The organism is Pleomorphomonas diazotrophica (genome assembly GCF_002844595.1).
Lineage (GTDB): Bacteria > Pseudomonadota > Alphaproteobacteria > Rhizobiales > Pleomorphomonadaceae > Pleomorphomonas > Pleomorphomonas diazotrophica.
The window spans coordinates 98,164-107,957 of sequence record NZ_PJNW01000019.1; the positions used below are offsets into that span (position 1 = coordinate 98,164).

A 9,794-nucleotide genomic window follows, 5' to 3' on the forward strand; every position below is an offset into this window, starting at 1 on the left:
AACCTGCGAGGCGTTTCTCATGACCATTGCGAGCGAAGCGAACCGCTCCGGCCCCTATGCCTGCAACGGGGCGACGACGCATTTTCCCTATGCCTTCAAGATCTACGACGCAGCGCATATCCGCGTCATCCTGACCGACGCCGAGGGCATCGAGACCACGCTGGCGCTCGGGACGGATTACACCGTGGCGGGTGTCGGCGAGGCCGGCGGCGGGGCGGTCGACACGGCGCTCGCCTATCCGGCCGGCTGCCTCGTGACGCTGATCCTCAACGTGCCCTTCACCCAGGAGATCGACCTCGAGAACCAGGGCGCCTATTTCGCCGAGACCATCGAAAGGGCGATCGACCAGCAGACCCAGATGTCGCTGCAGCTGAAAGAGCAGGTGGCGCGAGCCGTGGTCCTGCCGGTGACCTCGTCCGTGTCGGTGGACGAGGTCACCAGTTCGGTGCTGTCGCTGGCCGACATCCAGCCGCAGATGTCGGCGCTGGCGCCGATCGCACAGGACATCGAGACGGTGGCCGGCATCTCCGGCGCGATCGTGGCGGCGGAGGGACACGCCAACACGGCGGTGACGGCAGCGGCCCAGGCAACCGGCAAGGCGGCCGAAGCGGCAGCGAGCGCTGCTGCGGCTGCAACGTGGGATCCGGCGAACTACTCGACGACGGCGCAGTCAACGGCCAATAGCGTATTGTCCGCCGCCAATGGCCGCGTGCCGATCGATGTGGGCATTTTGGGGCGTCGGCATTACGTTGCCGATGTATGCACTCAGCAGCGTTCGGGAGGGCGCAACTATTAGCGGCGCTGGCTTGCGGTTTGAGTACTCCAACGAACCAACGCCCACCGGAACGTGGCGAAATCTCTCCGGCGAAACGGTCTCCTTTAACACGACCGGCCCCTTTCAGAGGATCGCGTGACGATCGACTTCGCAAATCCCGCTGGTCGAACGCCGACCATACCTGATGGACGTCGATGCGGTGATCGAAGGTTTGGGCTACGATTCCGTGCCTTACACCAGCGCAGCAGGATCGGAGATCTTCGAGCATTGCGTTGCCGGGGGAAGCCGGCGCAATAGCGGCTTTCTCCCAGACCCTCGACGAGCTGTTCGAGATGGCCCGCGCTCTGGTGAACACGCATGCCGACCAAACGGCGAGGGTCGCGCGGCTACACGACACCGTCACCTGCGTGACCTACTTGGCTCCGTCAATACGATGTGGGTCGCCGAGGCTGCCGCCTTCATCGCGTGGCGAGATGCCGTCTGGGCGCAGGTGTTCGCCCTGCGCGCCCAAGCCGTTGCAGGCGAGATCCCCACCCTTCCATCCGGTGCTGAACTGATTGCCTCGCTGCCGGCGATGGTCTGGCCGGCCTCTCAGGAGTGAGCCATGAACGAGGAATTTGCCGCGTCTTTGCCACGGTGCTTGTTCTGGAGGCCATCGACGTCTCCGCCGGCTGGCCGGCCTGAAGGGCCGTGAGGCGCTTGTCCTCCGGTTGTCTGCAATGAAACAAACTCCCGGCACGTTAGGGTCTCGCAAGTTCTTTTCCTGTTGTCGCATCGCCCCGGTGGAAAGCGGCGCCCTTACCAACGGGGCGGGGCCGTCAACTGTTCTTGATACGACAGACTATACAGGCCTTGTCTGCACCGTGCGCGACCTGCGGCGATTTCCGTCTGCTCCGGCGTCGGATGTGGACTCCTACCAACACAACGGGCCGGAACGTTATGGTTCGTGTCGGCGCGCGGTCGTTCACGGCTGTGGCCATCAACGAGTTTGTGATGGGTCGAATCGCCAGCAGCGATTTGGGAAGAGTTCCATCTGCCGGCCGGTGCGACCATCGCAATCACCTATAGTTCCGCGCCCTTATGGTTGCGGTTGCCGATGAACTCCTGAACGAAGCCATGAACAAAATCTTGACCTGTGTGGCGCGGCGGTGGTTGAGTTGTCAGGTGGTGGACTAACAGCCGTAGTGGGCTCGGTGCGAGAATTTTTCGAAAACTCGAACACATCTAGTGCCGGATCGCCCAGTTTAATTAAGTCAACTGTGAATTCAGTTGGGCTATCGGAGATTGGAACGATCTCGATGTTCAAGAGGCCGATAGAGGTTACTTCGGCGATTGTTTTGATAAAACCGTCTCGCGACCAGACAGAGCAATGAACATCGATGTACTGCCCTGTTGCTACTGTATGTCTCATCATAGAGATGGCGTCTGACACGCTATACTGTTTGTTGGGCCGCACAGGAACTCCATCGCGAAACCCGTCATAGATTCCGTCACCCATGCCAAAGAGCATGAAATCGGCAATTTGTTCAGGGGACGGGATCGATAGATCGCGAACCCACCACGAAAGCAGTTCAGCAGTGGTTGTCTCGGCTCGGAAGTAATCATTGGATTCGCGGCGATCAGGCAGTATTAAGCGCAGTCGCCCGCCGATTTTGAGCACCTGCAAAATCTCATTCAGCCACCTGATGGGGTTTGGAACGTGCTCCATCACGTGGGAGGCTACCGCGTAGTCAAAGACGATATAGGCCGGTGCGCATTGGCGCAACAACACTCCTGGCGTCCAGACGAAGTCAATGTCTGGAGGCGTAGAATTGATGGCGGACGGATTAGTACTCGCCTTTGACTTTATCTCTTCGTTGGAAATGTAGTCAGTATATAGCACATTGTGCTTTTCTTTTGAGAAAAACGGGTTGAAGTACGGAGCGATTTCCAACCCCATGCCCGTCACGTTGAAGTCAATGAACCGCTTTTCATACGCATTCAACTCGCGCCCAACCTGATCCATTTGCTCCCCCGATCTGGCATTGGCTTACCTATAGAGTGGCGGCCCTAAAACATAAAGCGGAGAGTTACATATCCATCCCTGGACTTGTGGCGCTCTTGTCGAGGCGACCTTACGTGGCTCCGCGCTCAGCCGCGGCGCTTGTACGCCGCTGGCTGCGGATAGGCTGGCGGGCCACGGCGGAAGCATCCTCCACCCGGGATACTGTCTGCAGCATAGCACAGGCAGCCAGCAAGAGTTAGCCGGCTCACCCAGGGGTGAGCCATGAACGATGAGTTCGGCCGCGTCCTTGCCAAGGTGCTTGTTGTGGAAGCCATTGACGTCTCCGCCGGCTGGGCGATCTGAGGAGCGTGAGGCGCTTGTCCGCCGATGGCCCGCGATGAAACAAACCTCGCCGAGCTAGGGTCTCGCGAGTTCTTTTCCCTGTTGTCGCATCGACCTCACGGAAATCGGTTGCCAGTTTTCCGCACGATGCTTTTGAGAGGCCCTCCCATGACCATTGCGAGCGAAGCGAACCGCTCCGGCCCCTATGCCTGCAACGGGGCGACGAAGCGTTTTCCCTATGCCTTCAAGATCTACGACGCGGCACATATCCGCGTCATCCTGACCAGCGCCGAGGGTATGGAGACCACGCTGGCGCTGGGGACCGACTACACGGTGGCGGGTGTCGGCGAGGACGGCGGCGGGGCGGTCGACACGGCGCTCGCCTATCCGGCCGGCTGCCTCGTGACGCTGATCCTCAACGTGCCCTTCACCCAGGAGATCGACCTCGAGAACCAGGGCGCCTATTTCGCCGAGACCATCGAAAGGGCGATCGACCAGCAGACCCAGATGTCGCTGCAGCTGAAAGAGCAGGTGGCGCGCGCCGTGATCCTGCCGGTGACCTCGTCGGTGTCGGTGGATGAACTCACCAGTTCGGTGCTGTCGCTGGCCGACATCCAGCCGCAGATGTCGGCGCTGGCGCCGATCGCCCAGGACATCGAGACGGTGGCCGGCATCTCCGGCGTGGTCGTGGCGGCGGAGGGACACGCCAACACGGCGGTGGCGGCAGCGGCCCAGGCAACCGGCAAGGCGGCCGAAGCGGCAGCGAGCGCTGCTGCGGCTGCAACGTGGGATCCGGCGAACTACTCGACGACGGCGCAGATTCAAGCCGCGTACCTGCGCTATGATACGCCGCAGGGGCTCAGCGCGGCGCAAAAGCAAGGTCTTTGGGCCGCCACCGGCTCCATGCCAAGACTGTCTTCGGGAGCAGCGCTTCCAAATACGGATATCGGCCCGATCTGGCACGATGACTATGCTGACATCCTGTTGTGGCGGACCATCGGAGGCTATACGGGCTATGCGTCAATCAACCTCGGTAAGGTGGGACACGTTGCCGGCAGCATCGTGCCCCCCGGTTGTCTCGAACGAAATGGGGCGGCGATTTCGCGCGCGGCCTATTCCGCGCTTTTTGCTTATCTCGGTACCACATTCGGCGCCGGAGACGGGGCGACGACATTCAATTTGCCGGATGACCGCGGCCTGTTTGATCGCGGCTGGGACCACGGCCGTGGCCTCGATTTCGGGCGTGTGATCGGCACGTATCAGGCCGACCAGAACAAGGCGCACACCCACCAAGTCTCCACTCGCTCACAGTCGTTTGCTGCGGCGGCCGGTAGCTACATGACCGATGTCTGGAACAGTGTCCAAGTGCTTCCCACTGCCACGGATGGCGGCTCTGAAGTGACCGTCAAGAACCGCGCCTCTCTCGCAATCATGCATTTCTGAGGTCAGCGCCATGCACAAGATCGTCTACCAGACCGATGCAGCCGGACTCTACGTTGGGTTGGTCGAAGCTTCCCCGAGCCCACTCGAGTTTGGCGCCTATCTGATCCCCGGCGGCGGCGTGGAGATCGCGCCGCCGGATGAGATCGCCGGCCATGTTCGCCGCTGGAACGGCAATACCTGGAAGCAAGTTGCCGACCATCGCGGCGAGACGTGGTACATGGAGCGGATCCCCGTCCTCATCGACTTTCTGGATGACCCGTCTGAGCTAGGCCTTTCCTCTACGCCGCCGGACCCAACTCTCGACGACCTTCGCTCCGCCAAGCTTGACGGCATCAATGCCGCGGCCGCCGCACTGCTTGCCGCAGGCGCTCCGGTCGACGGCGGTCTGCATGTCGCCCTCGACGACGGAAGCCGTGCTGACCTGACGGCTATGGCTGCGACTGCAACGGCCGCCTCGGCGGGTAGCGTATCCTGGCCGGAGAGCTATTCGCGTGGCTGGATCGCCATCGAGAACACGCGGATCCCGCTTCCCGCGCCGGTCGATGGGCTGGCGCTCGCAGTCGCCGTCGGAAACTACTACGCCAGCATCATCCAGCACCGGCGCGACCTGAAGGACGCCGCGCTTGCCGCCGAGGACGAGGCGGCGCTCGCGACGATCGACATCGTTGCCGGCTGGCCGGCGTCATAGGCCCATCGCATGGTGAAGCCGCTCTTTCAGGATGCCGACCCCACCAACGAGGTGCTGCTGCGGCTTGGCGAGCTCAGCGCCAGCGTCCAGCACCTCCTCAGCGACTTCGGCGACGAGAAGATCGCCGCGCGCGACAACCGGGCCGCCGTGCATCGCCGCCTCGACGAACAGGCGCGCGAACTCTCCGCCCTCAAGACCGAGCTGACGCTGAGCCGGCAGGTGGTGGAGGATCTCGCCCGGACGCAAGGCGAAACCGTGCTGCCGGCCGTCGCCGACTGGCGCGACATCAAGGCCACCGGCCTCAGGCTCGTCGGCGTGCTGGCGATCGGCGGCGTCAGCCTGGGCGCCACGCTCGCCTGGTTTTCCGACCAGGCGGTTGCCCTCCTGCGCCACTGGCTGAAAATCACCTGAGCGCCAGCCCGCAAACCCATCCCGCTTAATCTCCAGCCACGCTCGCTGGAGTTCGCGCGATGAAACGACCGAGGCTCGTGCCCAATGCCCGCCGGGTGCTCCGGCATTCCTGGACCTCCCACATCCTGATCGCCGGCGGCCTGCTCACCGCCGCCGAGGCGGTGCTGCCCTATCTTGCCGGCGCCGAGCTGATCCCGGCGGCGGCCTTTCCCTTCGTGGCCTTCGGCGTGGTGTTCGCCGCCTTTGTCGCCCGCTACGTCTTGCAGGAGGCCTTGCACCATGGCGACGATTAAGCTCACGCCCTCCAAGCGCGCCCGCGCGGCCATCGCCGCCGTGGTGCTCTCGGCCGGCGCCGCCGGCACGCTGGCGCTGATGCCCGGCGCCGCCCCGGTGCCCGACGACGTGGCGCTGGCCGTCACCGTGCTGGTGAAGCCCTGGGAAGGGCGGTCGCTCCAGGCCTATCTCGACACCATCGCCAAGCCGCCGGTCTGGACCATCTGCGATGGCGACACGGCGGGCGTGAGGCCCGGCATGGTGGAAACCGCCGCCGGCTGCGACCGGCGCCTTGCCAACCGGATCGTCCGCGACTATCGCGCCCGGCTCACTGCCTGCATCCCCAATTGGAGCGCCGCGCCGCTCGGCTGGCGGGCCATGATGACCTCGCTCGCCTGGAACATCGGCACCGACGCCGCCTGCCGCTCGACGGCGGCGCGGCTCGGCCGGGCGGGCCGCTGGCTGGAGAGCTGCGTGGCTGCCACCGCCTTCAACCGGGCCGGCGGGCGCATGGTGGTCGGCCTCGCGCGGCGGCGCGGCATGGGCGACGCGGCGCGCATCGGCGAGGGCGAACTCTGCGCCTCGGGGCTTCTCTGATGCTCGGCCTTCTCGGCAAGTTCGGCAGCACGGCGGCGGTTCTCTTCGGCCTCGTCGTCGGCGGCGCCGTCGCCTTCGCTGTCCTCCAACTCTACGACGCCTTCATCGACGACCCCGCCGTCGCCCGGGTGGCGCGCGAGGGCTTCGTCGCGGCGTCCGAGAAGCTGGCGCTGCAAGGCCAGGTGGAGGAAATGCGGCGGCAGTTCAAGCTGGCGGAAGCCACGGCGGCGACCGACCGGGCGCGGGCCGAGGCGGCGAACAGGGAAGCGGACGATGCGTGGAAGCGATACGAGGCGGCCGTGGCGGCTGACAGCGGCGACGATGGCTGCCGCGTCACTGATGGCGATCTTGAGTGGCTGCGGCAATCTCGACCAGCGCCTCACGGCAGCCTCCCATGAGATCGGCCGCCAGGGCGCCGGGGTGAGCCTGCCGGCGCTGCCGGCGCGCTGCCGCGACGCCATGCCGCGCGTCACGCCGAGGGCGGGCGAGAAGTGGCGCGCCGTGCAGGGGCGGTGGCAGATCGTCGCCGATGGGGTGGACCGCCGCACCGCCGATTGCGCCGCCTTCTATGACGAGGTGAAGGCCGGCTTGTCGACGCCGGTGCCTTCGGCGGCGACAGGCCGATGAAGCGCCTTGATTCCGCCGGTGGGGGATGGCAGAAACAGGCGCCCTCAACCGGGGATCCGGAAAGGGCCTGTAGCTCAATGGTTAGAGCCGGCCGCTCATAACGGTCTGGTTGCAGGTTCGAGTCCTGCCGGGCCCACCACCTCCTCGATCTTCATCGCTTCGCCGCAAGCGCATGCTCGATCAGGTCGAGCAGCTGGTCGCCGGCTGCCGCGATATCGAACCGGGGGTCGGCCAGCTGGCTGTCGATGAGGCCGCAGATGCCCGCCGCGATGAAAAGGCTGGCGTGGCTGGGCTCTACGGCCCGGCGGATTTCGCCCGCTTCGATGCCATCGGCGATGTGGCGGGCGAGAAGGGCCAGCGTATTGTCGCGCAGCGCGGCGATATCCTCGGAGAGGGCCCGCTCGCGCCGGGGGTCGGCCAGGACGATCTGTGCCGTCAGGCCGCGTTCGGGATCGGCCGCCAGCTGATCCAGCACCGCGCGGGTGATCCTCAGCACCGCCTCAAGCCCGGACACCCGGTCGATGGCCTGAAGCGTCCGGTCGAACTCGATCGCCACATGCGAGGCCAGCGCCTTGAGATAGTTTTCCCGCGAGCCGAAGTGGTGGGCGGGAAGGCCGCGGCTGTAGCCGGCGCTGGTGCCGACGTGGTTCAGCGTCAGCTTCTCCGGCCCGAGCTCGGCGACGAGGCGGACGCCGGCCGCCAGCATGCGCTGTTCGGATTCATCCCGCCGCTCCTCCTGGGTCCGCCGCGTCTGCCGCCCTGTCATTTCAACGCCCTCTATGGCCGGAGCACCAGCTTGCCGAAGCGCCCACCCGCCTCGAGCATTTTGTGAGCCCTGGCGGCCTCTTGCAACGGCAGAACCTCTGAAACGAGGGGGAGAAGCTCCCCGCGCGCCGCCTCGGCGAACAGCTCCGCTGCCGCGCGCCGTCTCTCCTCCTGCGGCACGGAATCCAGGCTCAGCAGCGAATAGCTGGGCGATCGTGGGAAGATCTGCAGCAGGGCCTGGCCGACTTCGGCCGGCGGGAAGCCCGCCGCCGCGCCGTTGACGACGTAGCGGCCGTTGGGGGCGAGGGTGCCGATCAGCGCCAGCATGGCCTCGCCGGCCACGGGGTCGATGATCACATTGAACGGTCCCCAGGGCTCGCCGTCCATGCCGCGCCGGATGACGTGCTGCGCCCCAAGGGCGGCGACGCGCTCGGCCGCGCCGGCACTGGTCGCGGCGGTGACCTCGGCGCCGAGCCGCACCGCCAACTGGACCGCCATGGCGCCGATGCCGCCGCTGGCGCCTCGCACCAGCACCCGCTCGCCGGCCCGAAGCCCCGCCCTCAATATGCTGAAGTGCGCCACCAGGGCGTTGATGCCCAGGGCCACGGCCGCTTCGGGCGAGACCGCGTCCGGCAGCTCGACAAGCCCGCCGACGCCGGCGACGAACCGCTCGGCATAGCCGCCCTGCCCATGGGCGAACACCCGCTTGCCCAGCAGCGCCCCGTCCACGCCCGCGCCGACGCCAGCAACCCGCCCCGCCACCTCGATGCCCGGAACGAAGTCGGGGGAGGCGCCGAGATAGCCCTGCCGCTGCAGCACATCCACCAGCCCCACCCCCGCCGCCTCCACGGCAACAACCACCTCGCCCGCCCCAGGCGCCGGGTCGGGCAGGGTGGAAAGGGAAAGCTGATCGGCCGAGCCGAATTCCTTCACGACGATAGCTCGCATGGCGCATCTCCTTTTCAATTTGCTTGTAGAGCAAACAAGTAAATTGCGCAAGGCAGGGGAGCGATCATCGATCGTCCGCAGCTTGAGGTAGCGGCGACAGATAGCCATGCGAAATCAGCGCTGCGTATTCATCTGGCGAACGTACCTGCTGGATCAATTCATGAGCATGACGAATGGCAGCGGCGTCTGTGATTGGGTCAAGCATCTCTACGGATAATGCCTCATGAAGCAAAATTTCCCACGTGGCGTGGGGCGTGCCCTGAAAATGCCGAAACACAGATCCGTGCCTCAAGCCATTGCAATACATACCTAAAATTATTGGCCAATTGCGATCGCGAGGATGCTCAGATTTAGCGAAGTGGGCGAAGAGGATCGAACACGCATCCCGCACCCCGCTGGGAAGCTTCTGCGCGGCAAACACATGAGCGATAACTTTCGTTGTCACCTCGGTGACAAGCAGCGAGAAATCTGAAATATGCGCATAGCGGTGAAACACCCTACTTGCTCGACTGATCCGAAAAATCGCGTCTTCGTTAGTCGAATACGCTCCTGCCCAAGCAAATATGCATGCGGCACTTTTGTACGACAGGTTGTCAGCCTTCGAAAGTTCCTTTGTCACATAGACAGCATCTTCGTAGCTCCAATACGTCTCTAGCCAAGCTTCGCACGCCGACTTGATCGGCTCTAGGGGCTGTCCGGCTGTCAGCCACGCACGGAAAACGAAGTCGGCATCTTTCAGCGAGGAATTGATTTCTACCCATTCAAGCAGCTTTTCGCGGACGACCTTGACCTCGCCCTTGGCGTCCAGCCAAGCCTTGTAGACGTGCGATGCCCCCGGCGTTGTGCCATGCTCCGCCACCCAGAGGAGAAGCTTTTCGCGGATCTCATCGACCCTGCCCTTGGCATCCAGCCAGGCATTATAGACGAACTGTGCCTCAGGT

Annotated in this window: 13 protein-coding genes and 1 tRNA gene; 10 read left to right on the forward strand and 4 right to left on the reverse strand. The window is 64.5% G+C overall.

Translation table 11 applies throughout. From position 1 onward, the window contains the following. Nucleotides 1–19 precede the first annotated feature (19 nt). Together CXZ10_RS20430 and CXZ10_RS21425 are read left to right on the forward strand one after the other, a co-directional pair. Nucleotides 20–796: a hypothetical protein gene (locus CXZ10_RS20430; RefSeq protein WP_101291221.1), complete on the forward strand. Its 777-nt coding sequence runs from the start codon at nucleotides 20–22 to the stop codon at nucleotides 794–796. A gap of 163 nt (nucleotides 797–959) precedes the next feature. Continuing rightward, entirely contained in the window at nucleotides 960–1,376 is a 417-nt protein-coding gene (locus CXZ10_RS21425; RefSeq protein WP_143741583.1) for a hypothetical protein, read from the forward strand. 477 nt (nucleotides 1,377–1,853) lie between these two features. Here CXZ10_RS21425 and CXZ10_RS21430 read toward each other — a convergent pair whose 3' ends face one another. Beyond that, nucleotides 1,854–2,780: a methyltransferase domain-containing protein gene (locus tag CXZ10_RS21430; protein ID WP_143741584.1), complete on the reverse strand. Its 927-nt coding sequence runs from the start codon at nucleotides 2,778–2,780 to the stop codon at nucleotides 1,854–1,856. A 366-nt stretch (nucleotides 2,781–3,146) separates the two neighbouring features. Here CXZ10_RS21430 and CXZ10_RS20435 point away from each other — a divergent pair, with 366 nt between their 5' ends. The 8 genes from CXZ10_RS20435 (at nucleotide 3,147) to CXZ10_RS20470 (ending at nucleotide 7,279) form a co-directional block, all read left to right on the forward strand. Beyond that, nucleotides 3,147–4,544: a tail fiber protein gene (locus tag CXZ10_RS20435; RefSeq protein WP_244617236.1), complete on the forward strand. Its 1,398-nt coding sequence runs from the start codon at nucleotides 3,147–3,149 to the stop codon at nucleotides 4,542–4,544. 10 nt (nucleotides 4,545–4,554) lie between these two features. Beyond that, nucleotides 4,555–5,232, forward strand: coding sequence for a DUF4376 domain-containing protein (locus tag CXZ10_RS20440; RefSeq protein WP_101291222.1), 678 nt, complete (start codon nucleotides 4,555–4,557; stop codon nucleotides 5,230–5,232). Nucleotides 5,233–5,241: 9 nt separating this feature from the next. After that, complete coding sequence (locus CXZ10_RS20445; protein ID WP_101291223.1) at nucleotides 5,242–5,643, forward strand: DUF1515 family protein; 402 nt, start codon at nucleotides 5,242–5,244, stop codon at nucleotides 5,641–5,643. A 59-nt stretch (nucleotides 5,644–5,702) separates the two neighbouring features. After that, the gene (locus CXZ10_RS20450) at nucleotides 5,703–5,936 is read left to right on the forward strand and encodes a DUF7940 domain-containing protein (RefSeq protein WP_101291224.1); all 234 of its coding nucleotides are present in this window, start codon (nucleotides 5,703–5,705) and stop codon (nucleotides 5,934–5,936) included. Further along, on the forward strand, nucleotides 5,923–6,513 hold the full coding sequence (locus CXZ10_RS20455; RefSeq protein WP_101291225.1) for a lysozyme: 591 nt from the start codon (nucleotides 5,923–5,925) through the stop codon (nucleotides 6,511–6,513). Before CXZ10_RS20450 ends, CXZ10_RS20455 begins: the two co-directional genes overlap by 14 nt. Then, nucleotides 6,513–6,911, forward strand: a complete 399-nt coding sequence (locus CXZ10_RS20460; protein ID WP_101291226.1) for a hypothetical protein — start codon at nucleotides 6,513–6,515, stop codon at nucleotides 6,909–6,911. The genes CXZ10_RS20455 and CXZ10_RS20460 overlap by 1 nt, the downstream gene beginning before the upstream one ends. After that, nucleotides 6,853–7,140 carry a hypothetical protein gene (locus CXZ10_RS20465; RefSeq protein ID WP_244617235.1) on the forward strand — a complete coding sequence of 96 codons (288 nt, stop codon included), beginning with the start codon at nucleotides 6,853–6,855 and terminating at the stop codon, nucleotides 7,138–7,140. The genes CXZ10_RS20460 and CXZ10_RS20465 overlap by 59 nt, the downstream gene beginning before the upstream one ends. 63 nt (nucleotides 7,141–7,203) lie before the next feature. After that, nucleotides 7,204–7,279: transfer RNA gene (locus tag CXZ10_RS20470), tRNA-Ile, on the forward strand. Nucleotides 7,280–7,291: 12 nt separating this feature from the next. Here CXZ10_RS20470 and CXZ10_RS20475 read toward each other — a convergent pair. The 3 genes from CXZ10_RS20475 to CXZ10_RS21655 form a co-directional block, all read right to left on the reverse strand. Then, the gene (locus tag CXZ10_RS20475; RefSeq protein WP_143741585.1) at nucleotides 7,292–7,906 is read right to left on the reverse strand and encodes a TetR/AcrR family transcriptional regulator; all 615 of its coding nucleotides are present in this window, start codon (nucleotides 7,904–7,906) and stop codon (nucleotides 7,292–7,294) included. An 11-nt stretch (nucleotides 7,907–7,917) separates the two neighbouring features. Further along, nucleotides 7,918–8,871: a quinone oxidoreductase family protein gene (locus CXZ10_RS20480; protein ID WP_210199973.1), complete on the reverse strand. Its 954-nt coding sequence runs from the start codon at nucleotides 8,869–8,871 to the stop codon at nucleotides 7,918–7,920. 46 nt (nucleotides 8,872–8,917) lie between these two features. Further along, nucleotides 8,918–9,794, reverse strand: an 877-nt coding sequence (locus tag CXZ10_RS21655) for a hypothetical protein (protein ID WP_180336107.1), incomplete at its 5' end; no start/stop codon positions are given.

Excerpts from the sequence above, each read along its gene's own strand:
- CXZ10_RS20475 (WP_143741585.1), bottom strand. The coding sequence starts at position 7,906 with ATGACAGGGCGGCAGACGCGGCGGACCCAGGAGGAGCGGCGGGATGAA.
- CXZ10_RS20445 (WP_101291223.1), top strand. The coding sequence starts at position 5,242 with ATGGTGAAGCCGCTCTTTCAGGATGCCGACCCCACCAACGAGGTGCTG.
- CXZ10_RS20450 (WP_101291224.1), top strand. The coding sequence starts at position 5,703 with ATGAAACGACCGAGGCTCGTGCCCAATGCCCGCCGGGTGCTCCGGCAT.
- CXZ10_RS20455 (WP_101291225.1), top strand. The coding sequence starts at position 5,923 with ATGGCGACGATTAAGCTCACGCCCTCCAAGCGCGCCCGCGCGGCCATC.
- CXZ10_RS21425 (WP_143741583.1), top strand. The coding sequence starts at position 960 with ATGGACGTCGATGCGGTGATCGAAGGTTTGGGCTACGATTCCGTGCCT.
- CXZ10_RS20460 (WP_101291226.1), top strand. The coding sequence starts at position 6,513 with ATGCTCGGCCTTCTCGGCAAGTTCGGCAGCACGGCGGCGGTTCTCTTC.
- CXZ10_RS20435 (WP_244617236.1), top strand. The coding sequence starts at position 3,147 with ATGGCCCGCGATGAAACAAACCTCGCCGAGCTAGGGTCTCGCGAGTTC.
- CXZ10_RS20430 (WP_101291221.1), top strand. The coding sequence starts at position 20 with ATGACCATTGCGAGCGAAGCGAACCGCTCCGGCCCCTATGCCTGCAAC.
- CXZ10_RS20465 (WP_244617235.1), top strand. The coding sequence starts at position 6,853 with ATGGCGATCTTGAGTGGCTGCGGCAATCTCGACCAGCGCCTCACGGCA.
- CXZ10_RS21430 (WP_143741584.1), bottom strand. The coding sequence starts at position 2,780 with ATGGATCAGGTTGGGCGCGAGTTGAATGCGTATGAAAAGCGGTTCATT.
- CXZ10_RS20440 (WP_101291222.1), top strand. The coding sequence starts at position 4,555 with ATGCACAAGATCGTCTACCAGACCGATGCAGCCGGACTCTACGTTGGG.